The sequence below is a fragment of the Chitinimonas sp. JJ19 genome, from assembly GCF_036961565.1.
Classification (GTDB): domain Bacteria; phylum Pseudomonadota; class Gammaproteobacteria; order Burkholderiales; family Chitinimonadaceae; genus Chitinimonas.
In genome coordinates this window covers 47,316-65,020 of record NZ_JBAMDD010000016.1, presented here as the reverse complement: position 1 = coordinate 65,020, position 17,705 = coordinate 47,316, and the positions used below count along the sequence as shown (strand labels likewise).

Annotated in this window: 15 protein-coding genes; 3 read left to right on the top strand and 12 right to left on the bottom strand. The window is 60.1% G+C overall.

What is annotated here, in order from left to right; genetic code table 11:
- Positions 1 to 148 precede the first annotated feature (148 nt).
- A complete protein-coding gene (locus V7714_RS17290; RefSeq protein ID WP_335710828.1) occupies positions 149 to 3,982 on the bottom strand; it encodes a YhdP family protein in 3,834 nt (1,277 codons plus the stop codon).
- Between the two features lie 112 nt (positions 3,983 to 4,094).
- Between V7714_RS17290 and glnE the strand changes: the two genes are divergently transcribed.
- Positions 4,095 to 6,797, top strand: coding sequence for a bifunctional [glutamate--ammonia ligase]-adenylyl-L-tyrosine phosphorylase/[glutamate--ammonia-ligase] adenylyltransferase (glnE, locus tag V7714_RS17285; protein WP_335710827.1), 2,703 nt, complete (start codon positions 4,095 to 4,097; stop codon positions 6,795 to 6,797).
- 124 nt (positions 6,798 to 6,921) lie between these two features.
- On the opposite strand, the gene V7714_RS17280 is transcribed toward glnE, so the two are convergent.
- Positions 6,922 to 7,662: an RDD family protein gene (locus tag V7714_RS17280; RefSeq protein ID WP_335710826.1), complete on the bottom strand. Its 741-nt coding sequence runs from the start codon at positions 7,660 to 7,662 to the stop codon at positions 6,922 to 6,924.
- Positions 7,663 to 7,960: 298 nt separating this feature from the next.
- Between V7714_RS17280 and V7714_RS17275 the strand changes: the two genes are divergently transcribed.
- Positions 7,961 to 8,464, top strand: coding sequence for a hypothetical protein (locus tag V7714_RS17275; protein ID WP_335710825.1), 504 nt, complete (start codon positions 7,961 to 7,963; stop codon positions 8,462 to 8,464).
- A 63-nt stretch (positions 8,465 to 8,527) separates the two neighbouring features.
- On the opposite strand, the gene cysS is transcribed toward V7714_RS17275, so the two are convergent.
- From cysS to surE, 5 genes are all read right to left on the bottom strand, one after another.
- A complete protein-coding gene (gene cysS, locus V7714_RS17270; protein ID WP_335710824.1) occupies positions 8,528 to 9,907 on the bottom strand; it encodes a cysteine--tRNA ligase in 1,380 nt (459 codons plus the stop codon).
- Positions 9,908 to 10,057: 150 nt separating this feature from the next.
- Complete coding sequence (gene rpoS, locus V7714_RS17265; RefSeq protein ID WP_284197417.1) at positions 10,058 to 11,020, bottom strand: RNA polymerase sigma factor RpoS; 963 nt, start codon at positions 11,018 to 11,020, stop codon at positions 10,058 to 10,060.
- A gap of 16 nt (positions 11,021 to 11,036) precedes the next feature.
- Complete coding sequence (locus tag V7714_RS17260; RefSeq protein WP_335710823.1) at positions 11,037 to 12,077, bottom strand: peptidoglycan DD-metalloendopeptidase family protein; 1,041 nt, start codon at positions 12,075 to 12,077, stop codon at positions 11,037 to 11,039.
- A gap of 80 nt (positions 12,078 to 12,157) precedes the next feature.
- Positions 12,158 to 12,814: a protein-L-isoaspartate(D-aspartate) O-methyltransferase gene (locus tag V7714_RS17255; RefSeq protein WP_284197419.1), complete on the bottom strand. Its 657-nt coding sequence runs from the start codon at positions 12,812 to 12,814 to the stop codon at positions 12,158 to 12,160.
- Positions 12,811 to 13,551 carry a 5'/3'-nucleotidase SurE gene (gene surE, locus V7714_RS17250; RefSeq protein WP_335710822.1) on the bottom strand — a complete coding sequence of 247 codons (741 nt, stop codon included), beginning with the start codon at positions 13,549 to 13,551 and terminating at the stop codon, positions 12,811 to 12,813. The genes V7714_RS17255 and surE overlap by 4 nt, the downstream gene beginning before the upstream one ends.
- Positions 13,552 to 13,825: 274 nt before the next feature.
- Between surE and V7714_RS17245 the strand changes: the two genes are divergently transcribed.
- Positions 13,826 to 14,296 (top strand): glycine zipper domain-containing protein, encoded by a 471-nt coding sequence (locus V7714_RS17245; protein ID WP_335710821.1) that lies wholly within the window; start codon positions 13,826 to 13,828, stop codon positions 14,294 to 14,296.
- Positions 14,297 to 14,446: 150 nt separating this feature from the next.
- Here the strand turns inward: V7714_RS17245 and V7714_RS17240 are convergent, their stop codons facing one another.
- The 5 genes from V7714_RS17240 to V7714_RS17220 form a co-directional block, all read right to left on the bottom strand.
- On the bottom strand, positions 14,447 to 14,980 hold the full coding sequence (locus V7714_RS17240; RefSeq protein ID WP_335710820.1) for a Spy/CpxP family protein refolding chaperone: 534 nt from the start codon (positions 14,978 to 14,980) through the stop codon (positions 14,447 to 14,449).
- A 240-nt stretch (positions 14,981 to 15,220) separates the two neighbouring features.
- Positions 15,221 to 15,697 (bottom strand): VOC family protein, encoded by a 477-nt coding sequence (locus V7714_RS17235; protein WP_335710819.1) that lies wholly within the window; start codon positions 15,695 to 15,697, stop codon positions 15,221 to 15,223.
- A complete protein-coding gene (gene hslO, locus V7714_RS17230) occupies positions 15,681 to 16,559 on the bottom strand; it encodes an Hsp33 family molecular chaperone HslO (RefSeq protein ID WP_335710818.1) in 879 nt (292 codons plus the stop codon). Before hslO ends, V7714_RS17235 begins: the two co-directional genes overlap by 17 nt.
- 15 nt (positions 16,560 to 16,574) lie before the next feature.
- A complete protein-coding gene (locus V7714_RS17225; protein WP_335710817.1) occupies positions 16,575 to 17,156 on the bottom strand; it encodes an MFS transporter in 582 nt (193 codons plus the stop codon).
- Complete coding sequence (locus V7714_RS17220) at positions 17,153 to 17,653, bottom strand: CinA family protein (protein ID WP_335710816.1); 501 nt, start codon at positions 17,651 to 17,653, stop codon at positions 17,153 to 17,155. Before V7714_RS17220 ends, V7714_RS17225 begins: the two co-directional genes overlap by 4 nt.
- Positions 17,654 to 17,705 lie beyond the last annotated feature (52 nt).

Sequence of the window (17,705 nt, the reverse complement as noted above, 5' to 3'; positions counted from 1 at the left end):
TGTATTTTTGAAGGCGGCTCACCGCCCTGATGCCACTTGCTGAACGCGTTCTGACGAGGCGCTGCCAGCAATCTCGCCTGCGCCTCCCCTTACGGAGTGGCTGAAACAAGGTGCGGTGCTGGGCTATCCCCTTATTCCGTCCGCACGGCTACTTGCTACCACCTGCTGCACCTACCTTGCTGTACTGCGGGTCTGCCCAGGTGCCAGTGATATCGTACTCATAGGCCACCATCTGCCCCAACGGGTCTTTCAGCACCCGCTGCAGCAAGAACGCCCCCACACCCACCAGGGGGTTGGCCAGTGCCACCCCAGCTCCCACGGCAAAGCTGTCGCCCACCGTGGGCACGATGCGCACACGTAGCTTCTGGGTTTCCCGGCCTATGTCGGTCTCGCCCCTGAACAGTACTTGGGCAGCAGGTCCGACTATGGTCAGATTGTCCGTCGACATCACGCCTCGCACTACCTTACTATCGCCCTCGATACGGTCGAAGGCAAAGCCCTCGCTGAAGACATCGCGAAAATCCAGGGTCAGGCGCCGTTGCAAAGATTGCAGGCTGAGTATCCCCAGCAACCTGCCCATGCCGGGTTCTACCTTGGCAAATTGCCCGGATTCGGCCTTGATGCTGAATTTGCCGCTCATGCTGGGGTAATCGGGCGCCAAGGGCGAGCCGCGCCAGGCCAGATCGCCACGCAAGCTCCCTTCGCCCCGCCGCACGGTCTCTGGGTAACCAAACCGCCCCAGCAGCTTGCCCACATTGTCCGATGCTATGTCCAGCCTTACCTTGGTGCCCGCATCCTCACCAACCGGCTGCCACACCCCCTGCATATTGAGCCGTCCGTCGGGATTCGACAGTGTCAGGCTCTCTATCAGCCAGTTCTCCCGCTGCTGTTGCGCTTTTACGTCAAGCCGGCCCAGCGCATGCCCACGGTAGTGAAAATCTTCGGCGACGATATCCAGCGCCGGCAAAGACTGATTGCCAAAGCCGCCCCCTGCTGGCGCACCCGGCGCATCCGGTAAAGGCAGCACCAAGCGGGCAAACCGCGCATGCACCTTGCCCTTGCCCTGTGGCGACCAAGCCAGCCGGCCTTCAACCTGCTTGCCGCTGGCCGTCAGTTGCCAAGCCCCGTCCTTGCCCGGCACAGCGCGCAAGGCCAAGTCATCCAACTGGCTACCCAGCGCCATCAGCTTGCCGGCCCGGAGCTCTATGCCCGCCAATACCATGCCACTGGCGGCCTTGCCGCCCGCCCCCTCCAACAGCGCCAGCCAAGGGTCCAGGGCAAGCTCAGGCAGGGTGCCGGTCAGCCAGAGTCCACGATTGGCGTTATTGGGCACGCCGCCACCCAGGCGCACCTCGCCTCGCTCCACCTGCCACTCATGGTCAGTGGCGGCGGCAAGCTGGACTTCAGCATTCAGTTGGCTACCCAGTGCCACCTTCCAGTTCTCTGTCTGCCCCGCATTGTCGAGCACCAGCCGCAAGGGCCTGACCTCCCCCATGGCCTTGCCCAACGGTGCCGGTAAATCCAGCCGCACATCCTTCAGCGGCGCATCCAACTGCACGCCCCAGCCTTGCTCGGGTAGATCAAGCTGTACCCGATAGTCCGTCATGCCCACCAAGCGATCCGCCAAGGGCAGGCTGTAGCGCTTTGCCGCCAGGCCCACATCAGCGCGGCCGCTGGCACGCATCTGCACCACACCGCTGTCAGAGGTGGACAAGTCAGCCCGGAACGCACCACCCAGCGTGCGCCCCTGCAGGGCGTTGGCGCTGACCTTGCTCTCGGTAAAGGTCAGCTCTCCTTGCAAATCTGTTATTTCAGGCAGTTTTTCGCCCACCTGCAGCTGATTGCCGGCAAAGCGGTAACTGCCCGCCAGCTTGGTCGCATCGACATCCTCAAAAGGGATATCCAGCTTGATCGACAGTTTGCCTTCACCAGCAGCGCGTGCAGCACTACCCATACCATCCAGGCTGGCATCCAGCGGACTCTGCGCGATATAGCGCAGGAACTCGGCAGTCTGCCCTTCGGCCGCCCCCTCTAGGCGCACGCTGGGGCTCAGCTCCAGGTCGTCGATCACCGCCAGGGCATCGCTTACCCGAGCCCCCAGTATCTGCCCCCCCGCTGCTACCGTGAGTCGGTTGCCAACGATACGTACCTCGCCGTCTATCCCGCTCATAGCAGGCCAACCGTCGCTGTAGTCCAACGTCACGCCCTTGGCCTGGGTGACCACCTCCCACACGCCCGCCTTACCATCAGTGAACGGAAAGCCTGCCAAGGGGCCATTCAGGGTAAAGCGCGCATCACGTGCCTCGCCCGCCGTCAGGCTCTGGCGCAGCCAGTGGCGGGTATCGTTACCCAGCATGATGGGCAGGTAATCGGCCACCTTGCCGGCCGTGAGCCTGGGCACGGCAGCCTTCAAATCCAGGTTACCCAGGCCCGTGCCGGGCCAACGCCAGGTTGCCTGCGCCTGTGCCTCAAGATCAGCGTTGCTGGCGCTGAAATCACTGAGCTTGACGACCCATTGCTTGCCCATCCGCGACCAATCCAGTGCCAGGCGGATGCGATCCAGATGGAGCGGCTGCTCAAACACCGTACTGGATGCCAACTTGAAGCGCTGGCCGCGCAGCGCCAGGCTTCCCTTGGATTCGCTGAAGGTCAGCTCACCATCCACCGGCCCCAAGCTGGGCCAGGGCGCAGGTGCAAGCAGCCCCAGTCCACTGAAACCCACCCTGCCGTCATAGGACTGCGGCTCGCGCCAATCGCCCTTCCAACTCGCATTAAGACGATCCAGCCGGCCACTAGGTCGCATGCCGCCAAGCGCTTGGCGCAAGACTGTAGGCAGGGGCAGCGCGGGTGGGAGACTCGCCAATCCGGATAGCGTCACCCCATGGGCGCTGAACTGGCCTCCGCCCTCCTTGTGCAGGACCAGCGTCGCCTGGCTGCCATCCAGCAGCTTGCCGCCATCGGCTCGCAGCTTCAGATCACCCAGCGTCAACTCCCGCTCGCCGTCGCGGTCCCGCCAGCGCACGGAACCAGACAAGGCATTGACCTCCAGCGGGGCCAGTTCGGGCGACAGGCGTACCAATACATCCCGCAGCGCCAAGCGGGCATCCACGGCCGAGGGGTGCAAGCCCTCGAATGCCAGCTTGATTTCTAGCCGCCCCTGGCCGCGCCGCAGCGCTACCGGGTAGGGCAGCCATTGCCCCCAGGCCGCCATGTCCACCTTGTCCAGCACAGTGCTGACACTACCCTGCCACTGATCCAGCTGCGCCAGGTCATCCCCGCGCCAGCTGGCCTCAAGCTGGAATGGCTGCGCCAGCGCCGCAGGCGGTGTGGCCGACAGCTCAGCCTCATGCTGGCCAAACAAGCGGTTTTCCAGGCTCAGATCCACCTGTTCCAACTGCAGCAATGGCGCCTGCCGCAGGTCATCGCGCCAGCTGATGCGGCCATCCACAATCGCAATATCATGCTGCCGCAATAGCCAGTCGGTAAGGCTGCCTTGCTGGCCTGTCTCGTTCAAAGGCAATCCCGCCAGCCTGATCACTCCGTCGCTATCACGGGTCAGTTGCAAATCGGGTTGCAGCAAGGTCAGCTTGTCAAAGCGCAGGTCACCCAGCAGTAGCGGCCACCACGATAGCGTGGCCTCGACCTCCGCCAGGTTCAAGGCAGGGCGGCCATCGTTGTGGCGCAAGCTAAGCTGTTGAAACGACAAATACGGCAGTACACCCCGCCAGCCGCCTTCAACCTGCCCTATGCTGATAGGCCGGCCTACACGCTGGCTCAGCTCCGCCACCAGGCGTGGCCGGTACTCGGGCAGATGCGGGAAGAACCACCATTGCAGCCAGGCGGCGCCAAGCGCCCACAGCACGCCCACCGCCAAGGCCGCCCATATCAGGGCGCGACTGTGCCAATGCAGCAAATGCAGGCATTTGCGGCGCAGCCAGATCAGGCGGGCTTGCAGGGGATGACGATAGGGCGCGGGCGACATTGCAGCAGTGAAACGTACGCCCGAACAGGCGGCTAGAATAAGAGCCTGGATTCTAGCTGTCCGCACCACACCGCGTCTCGCGCATTCACAGGGCTTTGCACATATTTACGACATGACAGACCGCCTCGCACCCGCCATCAGCCATAGCCGCTACCTGCAACGGCTGTTTGCCGCGCAGCCCGCCTTGCAAGCCGACACACTGGCCAGGCTGGACACCCCCTTTGATCGAAGCGCCATGCAGGCCATGCTGCCCATGGGCGTCGATGACGCCACCCTCAAACCGGCCCTGCGCAAGCTGCGCCAGGCTGTCATGGCGCGTATCTTCAGCCGCGATCTGCTGGGGCTGGCGCAACTGGACGAAGTCATTGCCACCGTCAGCGATCTGGCAGAAGTCACCATCCTGGCGGCACTGGAATGCGTTACCCGCGCGGATGAGCGGCATGGCCAGCCCATTGGTGGGGAATCGGGCCAGTTGCAGAAACTGATCGTGGTCGGCATGGGTAAGCTGGGTGGCCGCGAACTCAATGCCTCCAGCGATATCGACCTGATCTTCGTCTACCCCGAAGACGGCGAAACCGATGGCCCCAGGCCCATTTCCAACCATGAGTGGTTTGCCCGCGCGGGCAAGCGCCTGATTGCACTGCTGCATGATGTCACTGCTGATGGCTTTGTTTTCCGGGTGGATATGCGCCTGCGCCCCTTTGGCGACGCTGGCCCACTGGTCTCAAGCTTTGCCGCCCTCGAGAACTATCTGCTGACCCAGGGCCGTGAGTGGGAGCGCTATGCCTGGATCAAGGGGCGTGCCATCACCGATGAAGCCGGCCATTACGGCCCAGCAGGCCCGCAGGGACTGGGGGGGGATGCTGCCGGCCTGATGTCGCTGGTGACCCCTTTCGTTTACCGTAAATATCTGGATTACGGCGCCTATGCCTCCATGCGCGATTTGCACGGGCAGATACAGCGCGAAGTCGTACGGCGTGATTTTGCCGACAATATCAAACTGGGCCCAGGTGGCATCCGCGAGGTGGAGTTCATCGCCCAGGTGTTCCAGTTGATACGCGGCGGCCGGCGCCCCAGCCTGCGTATACGCCCCACCCGCGAGGTATTGCGCGAACTGGTGGGCATGGGCCAGTTGGAGGCACTGACCGTCGCCGAACTGACCGCCGCCTATGTGTTCCTGCGCGATCTGGAGCATCGCCTGCAGTACCTGGACGATGGCCAGACCCAGATGCTGCCCACCAGCGACACCGACAGGGCCTTGATCGCCACCAGCCTCTGTCATCGTGACTGGGCCAGCTTCATGGCAGCGCTGGATACCCACCGCGCCGCTGTCAGCCGCCACTTCGAGCAGGTTTTCGCCCTGCCGCAGGCTGAGGGAGATGCTGTACATCCCCTCGCTGGCGTATGGCTGGGCATTGCCGATGGCCAATCCAGCCAGGGCAAGCTGGCCAACCTGGGATACCAGCAACCCGCAGAGATGGAACGCCTGCTGGCCGCCATTGCCCAGGGTGGTCGCTACCAGACCCTGGCCGACAAGAGCCGCCGCCGGCTTGATGCGTTGATCCCCCCCCTGGTGGAGGTCTGCGCCCGCCAGCCCAACCCTGATGCCACACTGAGCCGCATCTTGCGCTTTCTCGACGCCATCGCCCGCCGAGAATCCTACCTGGCCCTGCTGGCGGAGCACCCGCAAACCCTCAGCCGGCTTGCCTCCTTGCACAGCGCCAGCCCCTGGGTGGCCGACTACCTGCATAGGCATCCCATCCTGCTGGACGAGCTGCTTGATGCCCGCCTGCTGTATACCGCGCCCGACTGGCAAAAGCTGGGTGAACAGCTGCGCTCGGAACTGGCGCTGCATCTGGGCGATACCGAAGCCGAGATGGATGTGCTCAGGCACTTTCAGCACCAGCAGGTATTCCGCCTGTGCGCGCAGGATCTCGCGGGCCAGTTCTCCTTGACCACCTTGTCCGACCACCTGTCCGATCTGGCCGACCTGATACTGGCGGTGACCCTGGAAAGAGCCTGGGCCGAGCTGCCAGGCCGCCATCGCGAAGAAGCCGCATTTGCCGCCATAGGTTACGGCAAGCTGGGCGGCAAGGAGCTGGGCTACGGTTCCGATCTGGACGTGATATTCGTGTACGACGACGACCATCCCGATGCCGGTGAGCTCTACGCCAAGCTGGCACGGCGGATGATGACCTGGCTATCGACCACCACCGCTGCTGGCGCCCTGTATGAAGTCGACCTGCGCCTGCGCCCCAATGGCGCCTCCGGCCTGCTGGTCTCCAGCATCGCCGCCTTGGCGCAGTACCAGCACGAAAACGCTTGGGTATGGGAACATCAGGCCCTGACCCGCGCCCGCTATGCTGCTGGCGACAAGGCGGTAGGCACCCAATTTGAGGCAGTACGCCGCAATGTCTTGAGCCAGCGCCGTGACCAGGCGCGGCTATCCGAAGACGTCGTCGGCATGCGCGACAAAATGCTGGCCACCCACCCGGCACTGGCCGATGACGTCAAGCATTGCCGTGGTGGGCTGGTGGATGTGGAATTCATCGTGCAGTACCTGGTACTGGCCCACGCCCACCACCTACCTGCCCTGCTCGCCAACAGTGGCAATATCGCACTACTCAAGACCGCAGCCGAGGCAGGCCTGATACCTGCCGGTCTCGCCGAAGACGCCCAGACCGCCTATCGCCGGCTACGCGAGCTGCAACACAAGGAACGATTGAATGGCGCCCCCTCATCGACCAGTGCGCTGGAGGCCGTGGAGCCCTATTGCGAGGCGGTGCGTGGGCTGTGGCGGGTGGTGTTTGGCTAATAGTCGCTACAAACCCCTCCGGCATTTTTGCGCGTGCTTATTGTTGTCAGGTATTGATCTGCCGCGCACGCGCGCCAGCCGGAGGCGCAACACGGGGTTTTGTTAGCACCTATAAGCGGGGGATTCAGCAAGCGCCCTTCTTTGACCGGCAACCAAATAGCCTGCCTTTGACGCCCAAGTACACGATGAAAAAACAGCTAAGCAGCCACATGATTAGCAAGACACTACCCACCACGCTCTCGAAATCATTGCAGGCCAGGTAAACAATACAATCTTCGCTTACCAGCAGCACATGCAAAATACCGGACAAAAAATTACTCAAGAACATATAAGCAATCATAACCAAACCAAGCCTGAGCATGGATGGCTGATTTACTTTATCCTGCATTTGACCATGATCCAATTCCACACATATATTCCCCGTCGCATTTCGTATATCTCGAATGCGTACAGAGGAATTCGTCACTAAATCATGTATCGCCATACGCTTCCCACTAACCAAGAAGGTAAGCAGAGAAATCCAGCCTAGAAACAGCTTAACAACATAGCGAACCATCGCCCAGAAGAGATTGATCTTACGCCCGGTGGATTCGTCACACACATGAATATTTGCCATGCAATGGCCAAATGAGGCGCCAAACAAAGACACTGCAACAGGCTCATAAAATAGTATACCAATCAGAAGCACCACCCAGGCTTCATGCAAATACTTACCCGGTAGCCAACCCAAGTCCGTCATTAGCCCCATCGCGATAAATAGATAGCCGCAAAGTGCATAATCAATCAAAGCCGCCCTGATTCTCGGCCCGGATTTCGCATAGAACCGGCCACCACCTTCCACATACTGCACCATGTCACCATCCATTGCTGCTATCCTTTAAATCAACAATTGGCATAAAATTCTAGCCATACAACTCTCTCAAAAAGTATGCACTTTATCGCACAGCACAATTTCGGCAAAGCGACAACAACACCCGAGGTGGAACATGAAAGCAATATTCAGTGCCAACACAGGCTGAATAGGCCGAAACAAGTTTAGCCCATGCATAAATCGAACGTACGATTCAAGAAGTATAAACTACCCTACTTGCATTTTATCTTATATTCGCCGTACTAGCTCAGCATGATTGTGCTGAGTCACGCCTTCACCCCGCAAATCGATCATGCTCATCATCCAACACATTGATACCTGCTGGACCAAGACCACTCGCGGTATGCCAGGCGCCGGCTTGCGCAATGCGCTGCCGGAGGTCTATCGCCTGCCAGACGTATTGTCCGATGTGCCGTCAGACGGCGCCTTGATCCACCGTCTGCAGCGCAATGAATGGCAGCAATTCCAGCCTCATGCCCATACCGAGACATTGCCCGCTCCAGATCGCTATTGGCGTTTCCGCATCGGGCAGCACAATGGGGAGATTACCCTTTCCTTCTGCTACGACCCAGCCGACCATGGCCTGCCATTTCGGTACAGCAGATCACGCCCCATCTTTAGGCTGGCGCGGGGCCAGCGTGGCATATTCCGTATCAACGGACGATTTGCTTCCTATTCAGGACAGTATTACCGCCAGCACACACTGCACTTTGCACACCTGGCAGCGCTTGATACGGATTGCTTTGTGGCCCACCCACCACACCAAGTTCACGATGAATTGGCGCATCTGTTTTGAGGGTGCAGCAAACAACAAGGGCGCCTATTGGCGCCCTTGTTGTTTGCTGCGGTAACGCTGAAATCAAGCCCGGCGCCAGGTTGTCCCTTGCGGCCCATCCTCCAGCACCACGCCACCCTTCAGCAAGGTATCGCGGATACGGTCAGACTCGGCAAAGTTCTTGGACTTGCGGGCCTCCAGGCGCGCAGCGATCAGCGCCTCCACCTGCTCGGCCCCAAACTCGTCGCCACTCACAGGCCCACCTTGCAGATAGGCTACCGGATCACGCTGCAACAGGCCCAGCACATTAGCCAGCGCCTTGAGCTGGGAGGCCAGTTCGTGCGAACCACTGCGGTTGACCTCGCCCGCCATCTCGAACAGCACCGCTACCGCATCAGCCGTATTGAAGTCGTCGTCCATGGCCGCCTTGAAGCGGGTAGCGTAATCGCTATCCCAATGGATGGGCGCGCGTGCATCGTCCGGCGGCGTGTTCTTCAGCGCGGTGTACAGGCGGTCCAATCCCGCCTTGGCATCGTGCAGCAGTTCCTCCGAGTAGTTCACAGGGCTGCGGTAGTGCGCCCGAATGATCAGGAAACGTACCGCCTCGCCATCAAACGCCTTGAGCACATCACGTATGGTGAAGAAGTTGCCCAAGGACTTGGACATCTTCTCGCCCCCCAGCTGCAAGAAGCCGTTGTGCATCCAGTAGTTCACATACGTGTGATCATGGCAGCCTTCCGACTGGGCGATCTCGTTCTCGTGGTGGGGAAACTGCAGGTCCTCGCCGCCACCGTGAATATCGAAATGGCTACCCAGATGATGCTCGGACATAACAGAGCATTCGATATGCCAGCCCGGCCTGCCCTGGCCCCAAGGCGATGGCCAGCTGGGTTCGCCCGGCTTGGCCGCCTTCCACAGCACGAAGTCCAGCGGGTCGCGCTTGTGCTTGTCCACCTCTACCCGCTGGCCGGCCTGCAGGTCGTCCAGCGATTTACCGGACAGCTTGCCGTAACCGGGGAACTGACGCACTGCGTAGTACACATCGCCATTATCGGCAGCGTAGGCACGACCCTTGGCAATCAGCTTCTCGGTCATGGCCACCATGCCATCCACATGCTGCGTGGCGCGGGGCTCATGGGTGGGGGGCAATAGATAAAGTTGCGCCAGATCGGCATTCATCTCGGCGATGGTCTCGGTCACCAGCTCATCGGCGGTAATGCCGCGTTCGCCAGCGCGCTTGATGATCTTGTCCTCGATATCGGTGATATTGCGGACATAGGTCACCTCATAACCCGAGGCATGCAGCCAGCGGTAGATGATGTCGAAAGCGCCCAGCATGCGGGCGTGGCCGATATGGCACAGGTCGTACACCGTCATACCGCAGACATACATGCGCACCCGGCCGGGTTCGATGGGCTTGAAGACCTGCTTTTCGCGGGCCAGGGTGTTGTAGACGGTAAGCATGCAATCCTCTTGGGGAATAAGTCTGGCTCCTTCGAGCCTAAGACGGGATTCTAACAAAGCCAGCAGGTGCGGCCCAAACCGGGTAGCACAAGAGGCCATAAAAACAAAAAGGCCGGAATCGCTTCCGGCCTTCCTGACTAAGGGCTGCGCTCAACCTAGCAATACGTCGCGCGACACCCCTTGTCGGCGCAGGAGTCGCCGGAGACTCTCTAACGCCTCGATCTGGATCTGCCGGACCCGCTCCCGCGTCAGCTGCAGGTGGGCCGCCAGATCCTCCAACGTACAGATGTCGTAGCCATTCAGTCCATAGCGGCGCTCTATGACCATGCGTTGCTTGTCATTGAGCTGCTTCAGCCATTCCCGCACATAGCGCTGTATCTCAGCATTCTGCAGCACCATTTCCGGGCCGTCGTGCTGCTCATCGGGGATGGATTCGCCGATGGATAGCATGGGGTCGATATCCAGAGGTGCATCCAGCGACGCCATGCGCTCGTTCAGGTTCATGACCCGGCGTACATCCTCTACCGGCTTATCCACCTGGTAGGCGATTTCCTCCATGGTAGGCTCGCGCCCCATCTGCGCTTCCAGATGACGCTGGGCGCGCAGGTAGACGTTGAGTTCCTTGATGACGTGTACGGGGAGACGGATGGTGCGCGACTGGTTCATGATGGCGCGCTCTATGCTCTGGCGTATCCACCAGGTGGCATAGGTAGAGAAGCGGAAGCCCCGTTCAGGGTCGAACTTCTCCAGTGCGTGCATCAGGCCGATATTGCCTTCCTCAATCAGATCGAGCAGGGCCATGCCGCGATTGATATAGTGCTTGGCGATATTCACCACCAGTCGAAGATTATGTTCAATCATCTTCTGGCGGGCATCGAAATCACCCTGGACTACCAAACGGGCCAGACGGCGCTCCTCATCAGGCGTGAGCAGCGCGTTATGGCCGATGTCATTGAGATAGATCTGGGTTACATCACCGGTCGATTCAACCGCATAGCGGCCCACTTCTTCGACCTGCTGGGCGTCTGCCTCAGCTTCTGGCTCCAGGCCTTCCTCATCTTCCTCCTCGTCCAGTAGATCTTCGTCCACTAGCTCTTCGTCGATGGTATCCATGGAGTCGCTCATGGTGTCAGCCCGCCGTCAGGTATTTGGTTGGATCAACCGGCTTGCCAAAGCGCCGGATCTCGAAATGCAGCTTAACCTGCTCTGCATCGGTGTTCCCCATTTCGGCAATTTTGTCTCCCTTTTTCACATTGTCTCCCTCTTTGACCAAGGACTGGCTGTTGTGCGCGTACGCCGACAAATAGGTCTTGTTATGTTTGACGATAACCAGTTTGCCGTAGCCACGCATGGTTCCAACATAGACAACTCGGCCGGCACTGGCAGCAAGTACCGGCTGTCCTAATTTGCCGCCTATATCAATACCTTTGGCAGCATCCGAGAACGGGGTGATGACCTTCCCTACCGTCGGCCAGGACCAATTCAGGTCCTCTTCGCCCAATACAGGGCTGGCCGGCTTGTTATCGGCAGGTTTGGGGTCGGGCTTAACATCGATTTTTTCGACGGGCTTGGGGTCGATCGGTTTGATAGGCGCAGCGCCACCCAGGGCGGCCGTCTGCACCGGCCCTTCTGCCTGGCGCGCTACCGTGGCGGCATCCGTACCATGCGACAGCTTGAGCGCCTTGGGGTAGCTCACCACGGCCGCCACAGGCGCTGTCGTCGCGATAGGGGTGACTACCACAGCCGGCGTATCAATCTTGACCGGCGCTGGCGCACTATCGGGGCGTAGCGGGCGCACGACAACACCGGCAGTGTCCGGCGCGGCAATATCATTGGGGTCAGACAACAGCAGGATCTGGTCAATCTTGATCAGGTTGGGGTCGGCCAGATGATTCCAGGCAGCGACTTCCTTGTAATCCAGTCCATTTTCCAGGGCAATGCTATAGAGGGTATCGCCCACTCTGACGGTGTAATACTTGCCGCCATCCGGTGCCGTGGTAGCAACAGGACGTGCAGCACTGGCTGTGGCCGGCACAGGTGCAGGTTTGACCGAGGGCGCATTGGCAGGCCGCGTACGGTCAATAACAGGTGCGGGTGAACGAACCGGGTCGCTCGCACAAGCAGCGAGCAGCAAGGCAGACATCACACCGGCGGTACGGACAACGTTCAACTCGTTACTCCCTTGTATTCGAATTGGTACGTAGCGAGTGGCGCAAAGCCTACAGCGCGACGATGACAGTTTTGCTGAAGCTAGGCAAGGCCCGGCAGCATGGGAACGAAGCGTACTTTTTCCAATTTGGTTTCAATAAAACCAGCTTCGGTACGTTCGATTATTCGTAATTCCTGATCGACATTGCCGATAGGAAAAATCATTCTGCCCCCAACCGCCAATTGTCCAAGCAGGGCTTCGGGTACGTAAGTAGGGGCTGCAGCCATGATAATGGCGTCAAATGGGGCGGCTTCCGCAATACCGACAAATCCGTCACCGTGCCGCAAACGGCTATTGCTGATACGTAAATCACGCAGGCGCTGGCGTGCCTTGTCTAGTAGTTGTGCTAGCCGTTCAACCGAATAAACCGTCTTGAATAGTTGCGCCAACACCACGGTTTGATAGCCACAGCCGGTGCCAACCTCCAGCACCTTGTCGCGCCGGGCCGCGCCTGCAGCCAGTTCCACCATGCGCGCCACAATATACGGCTGCGAGATGGTCTGCCCCTGCCCTATAGGCAGGGAGACGTCGTCATAGGCACGGTGAGACAGGGCTTCATCGATAAAGATATGGCGGGGGGTGTTGGCCATGACGCCCAGCACCTCCTCATTGCGTATGCCTTGCTGGCGCAACCTTTCCACCATGCGGCCACGGGTACGTGCTGAAGTCATGCCGATGCCGGAAAAGTCGTGCTTCATGCCAGCCAGTCCGTCATAAAGTCCAGTTGCTTGAAGGCCGTCAGGTCTATCTGCAGTGGTGTAATCGAGACATAACCATGGGCTACCGCCCAGAAATCCGTGTCCTCTGCTGCATCTTGGGCCGCCCCGAGCGGGCCTACCCACCATATGGTCTCGCCGCGTGGATTCTGGCTCTTGATCACTGGCTCGGCCTTGTGTCGCCGCCCCAGACGGGTTACCCGCCAGCCCTGCAGGGCCTCATAGGGCAGATCGGGCACATTCACGTTCAGTAGCACGGCGCCACGGAAAGGATCGCGCTGTATCCGTGCAACCAACTCCTGCGCCACGCGGGCCGCCGTATCGAAGTGCCTGGGGGCGTGCTTGGCCAGCGAGATGGCCACGGCAGGCACACCCAGCAGATAGGCCTCGGTCGCCGCCGCCACCGTACCGGAGTAAATCGTATCGTCGCCCATATTGGCGCCATGATTGATACCCGATACCACCAGGTCGGGCAGCTCGGTCAGCATGCCCGTCACGGCCAAGTGCACGCAATCAGTGGGGGTGCCGTTGACATAGTGGAAACCCGAAGCCGCCTGCTTGAGGCTCAGCGGCCGATCGAGTGTCAGGGAGTTGGACGATCCACTGCGATCGCGCTCGGGCGCCACTACGGTGACATCACCCTGGCTGGCCAGGGCTTGCGCCAGCGCAGCCAGCCCCGGCGCAAAATAGCCGTCGTCATTGCTCAACAGGAACTTCATGCATCTCCCTAGCGCGTGTTTACGGTATGTCCACCTCGCGGCCACCCAGGGCTGCGAGATGCCGCCGCATCATCTGGCAGGCATTCTACCGTTGCCGCAATCAAGCCGGAAATCTGATGGCGGGCAGTGTGCAGCTACAGTGCCCTTTTGCGCGGTGTAATTAGTCCACAAAGCACGCAATGACTTGGCAAAGCGTCAATAGTGCGGCTTTTGTAGTCGAACCATTGGGTCGATAATAAGCTCAAATCATTCATCCATCTTTTCGAGGTCCACAATGTTTTCCCTAACTTGCTCCCGCCTGCTACTGATCAGCGCCATGGGCACCGCCGTTTTGCTCGGCGGCTGCGCCAGCGATCGTTCCGCTCGCATCTACAGCCCCTCCGAGGCGCTCAATGAAGCCCGCGTCCGCTCCGGCACAGTCGAGTCGGTACGCGCCGTTCGCATACAGTCTGATAGCGAATTGGGCCAGTTGATCGGCGCTGTCATTGGCGGTATCGCTGGCAGCAATGTCGGCAAGGGCAGCGGCTCCACCGTGGGTGCCGTCATCGGCGCCACCGTGGGTGGTGCCGCAGGTGGCGCGATAGGCAAGGACGTCAACGCCAAGGAAGGCATGGAGCTGGTGCTCAGGATGGAAAGCGGCGAAGTCATCGCCGTGGTGCAGGAAGCCGATATCGCCTTCGTGCCCGGCCAAAAGATACGCGTCATCACCCGTGGCCGGGTCAGCCGCGTGGTTCCGGCCAACTGATACGCGAGCAAGCCTCCATCGCCGACCTGTGTTGGGGCGCGTTTCAGCCCCTGCAGCAAATACCCAGGCAAGACAAAGGCCGGTGAGCAATTGCTCACCGGCCTTTGTCTTGGGCAGACCTCTTGCCGAGCCCAGATTCCCCCAGCGTCTTCAGCTTTGCGTACGCTGGCGCTTTTGCCGCTGCTCCGCCCGCTCCTTGAACTTGGTGCGCAGTGCTTCCATGCGTGCCATCTTGTTCTTGATATGGGCGCTGACCGTACGCTTTTGTTCCAGCGTCAGGCTCTCATATGCAGCCAGCCATTTGCCACGCACCACATCATGGGCGGCACGGGCCTGATCGCGCATGGCGTCCATTTCCCTATCCAGCTTGGCAAGATCTAGTATCTCTTGCTGCTTCTCCGTCGCCATCATGTTGCGCATCTGTTCACGCTGCTGCTTCAGGCTCTCGCGGGCCGCCTTGGTCGCCGCCTCGGCCTCTGCCCACTTGGCATCCTGCGCGGCGCTCAGCTTCAGTTCACCCTTGATGCGGGACAAGCCGGCAAACGGGCCCACATCGCCCTTCATGGCATGCATGCCATGATGCATGGGTCGGTGCATCCGACCCTCCTGGCCAGTTGGTTCTGCATGGGCAGCGGTCATCAAGCCCAGCAGCGAAACGGTGATCAGTGTGTGTATCAGGCGCATGTCGTTCACTCCGGTTTAATCGCTGCATGGGGCAGCGCACGATTGCCACTCTACGTGGCAGAAGTAAACCACCCGTGTCCGTACCGGCATGCAGTGTAAGCGTGTGTAAACGAGGAGCGACTGCGCAAGATCTATTTACAAATTGGGTGCGGAGCCATGCCGCGTGACTCAGCTCTGGACAATAGTCCAGGCGCTACCCGCACCACTCAGGCACTGACCTCAAGCACCGTGCCATGGTGGTCAGCCAGGCAGATCCCCTGAAGGCGGCTCCCATAGTTCCAGGCGGTTGCCCTCCGGGTCCATGACCCAGCCGAATTTGCCGAACTCTGACGTCTCCGTCTTTTCATCGACATTGCAGCCCTCGGCCTTCAGCAGTGCCAGCAAAGCGTGCAGATCACGTACCCGGTAATTCACCATGAAGGGCGCCTGGCTCGGGGCAAAGTAAGCGCTGTCTGCCGGAAAAACACTCCAGATGGTCACGCCACCCTGCTCGGGCTGCCCGGCCCCTTGCCACTCAAAGGCCACCCCGCCCCAATCCTGTATGTCCATCCCCAGGTGCCGCTTGTACCAGTCACGCAGGGCGGTTGGGTCCTGTGCCTTGATAAAGATGCCACCGATACCGGTGACGCGCTCCATGGTCATATCCGCTACCCCGTCCTTGTTGAGCGATTCCGGCTCCTTGGCTATCAGCCCAGTCGCCTCAATGCCGCGTATCACCCGCTGTCGATATCGAATCCGTGGCAAACAGCTGCGCCACATCCACCGCATCAAAGCTGTAATGCTGGTTACAGAAATCGCAATTCACTTCCACCTTGCCGGCTTCGGCCAGAATGGAATCCGCTTCTTCGCGCCCCACCATCTTGAGCATATTGCCCACCTTCTCGCGGGAGCAGCGGCAGCCGAAATGCGGATGCTCCTCCGCCATCACCCTGACGCTCTCCTGGTGAAACAGCCGGTATAGCAAGTCGCTTGGGGGCAGGTTCACCAGCTCCGAAGGGGTAATGGTTTCGGCCAGGGTAGTCAGGTGCTCCCAACCGTGCGGATCGCCGTGGCCTGCGGGTAGCTTCTGCAGCATCAGGCCGGCGGCCTTGCCATCTTCACACGACAGCCACAACCGGGTATCCAGTTGCTCCGAGCTTTGCATATAGTGCTCGATGATGGCCGCAACACTGGTGCCGGTCAGCCCCACGATACCCTGGTAGGTCTGCCCCGCCTCGCGCGGATCAAGCGTAATGACGAACTTGCCATCCCCCAGCAACTCAGCCAGCGGCAGATCCGGCAGCTCGCCACCCTCTTCATCCCAACGGGCGGTAGCGCGGATGGTGAGGTCCGATTCGCACTCGATGACGATCAGCTTGACCCTGCCCTTGCCATGCAGCTGCATGATCAAGGAGCCATCGAACTTCAGCATGGCCGTCATCAAAACCGAAGCCGCCATCAGCTCGCCCACAATCTTCTGCAGCACGGGCGGGTAATCCCGACGGCTCAGCACCTCCCGCCAACTGTCATCCAGTTGCACGGCCTCGCCACGCACTGGGGCAGCATCAAACAGAAAGCGTTGCAGGGTATCTTTGCTCATTGCGGTCTATCTCGTTCAATTTTCAATCGTGGTCATGTCCACCACGTGCAAGGTTAACGGCAGCGACGATCCCACATCGAACTCGCAACCGGTTTCCACACCAATACGGGCAATATCGGCCGCGGACAGATCCGGGCGTTCGTACACGGCACGCATGGCACCGATGGCAAAGTCACGGCCCGAGCCTATGGCCCAGAATTGCCGGTATTCATAGACTTCACGCATCGAAAACACGCCGAAGATGCCGTGAGGGTTGGCAATCAGCACCGTCATCTGGCTGGACTCATAAGGATCGTCCTCTTCCTCCTCGGTCTTGAGAAAGAAGTCCTCTTTCAGCTTGGGATGCAGCTTGCGGAAGCTATCGAAGATCAGGGGTCGGCTGGAAAAATCAAGCGTACGCGATTTGGCCAGCGCAGCTTGCAGCACCAGATCATGGGCTGCCGAACCACATATGCCGAAAACGCTGCCGTGCGACTGGAACAGCTTTTCCGGCCGCGCATCGTGCAGATGTCCCAGGCGGGTATCGCCAAAGGTCGATTGGGTATCCGCCGCCATGGCAATCTGATTGCCCTTGCGGACCGCAACTAGGGTCGTCATGCCAAGTGTTCATCCTGATAAGGGGCACAGCGCGCCAAAAGGCCCGCCAATGCATGTTGCACAGTCTGCAACCGTACACTGGCACGGTCACCGCTAAAATGGCGCGTTTCTGCTTCGGTTCCAGCAGAGGTCGCCCAGGCAAAACAAACCATGCCCACGGGCTTGTCGGCACTTCCGCCGCTCGGGCCGGCGATACCGGATACGGCGACGGCAAGGTCGGCACCGGCAGCGGTCAGCGCACCTTCAGCCATCTGGCGCGCCACCACCTCGCTGACTGCGCCATGTTGTACCAGCACAGCCGCTTGCACACCCACCAATTGCTGCTTGGCCGCATTGGAATACGTCACAAAGGCCATGTCGAACCAAGCCGACGAACCGGGGATATCGGTGATGGCGCTGGCAATGCCGCCACCGGTACACGACTCCGCAGCCGTCACTCGCCAGCCACGTGCCAGCAATGCCAAACCCAGCGCTTCCGCCAGTGACGTTGTCGTCATGCTTACTTCCAGCCTTCGTGTCGTAAAGCCCGTCATGAGCATAGGTCATGGA